This window comes from Streptomyces sp. DH12, from assembly GCF_020873895.1.
In the GTDB taxonomy this organism is placed as follows: domain Bacteria; phylum Actinomycetota; class Actinomycetes; order Streptomycetales; family Streptomycetaceae; genus Streptomyces.
In genome coordinates this window covers 1-477 of sequence record NZ_JAHWGT010000861.1, presented here as the reverse complement: position 1 = coordinate 477, position 477 = coordinate 1, and the positions used below count along the sequence as shown (strand labels likewise).

Sequence of the window (477 nt, the reverse complement as noted above, 5' to 3'; positions counted from 1 at the left end):
CCCCTGGGCTCGGGCAGCATCGCCTGCGTCTACCCGGCCCGGCTGAGCGACGGAACCCCGGTGGCCGTCAAGCTCCGCAGGCCCGGCCTCACCGACACGGTCCGCCGCGACGTCGCCATCCTCAGCACGGTCTTCGCGCTCGCGGGACGCCTGCCGGGCCTGCGCGGAGCCCCACTCGCCGACATGGCGCACGCCGTCGGGGCGAGCGTGCTCCGCCAACTCGACCTGGACACCGAGGCGCGGAACCTCGCCCTGCTCCGTGACGACCTCTCCACCCTCGAGTTCATCGCCGTACCCGCGCCCGTCACCGCGCTGTGCGGGGAGGCCTGTGTGGTCATGGACTTCGTGCCCGGGGTGCGCGACCACGTCGAGGTGGCCGAGCTGAGCACGGAGCGCCGCCGGGCGCTCGCCGACCAGACTCTCCGGGCCGTCTTCGAGATGCTGTTCTGCACCGGGCTGGTCCACTGCGACCTGCAC

At 73.4% G+C, this 477-nt stretch carries 1 protein-coding gene; it reads left to right on the top strand.

Annotated elements, in window-relative coordinates; genetic code table 11:
* On the top strand, positions 1 to 477 hold a 477-nt coding region (locus tag LPA54_RS37470; RefSeq protein WP_228984911.1), incomplete at both ends, for an AarF/ABC1/UbiB kinase family protein.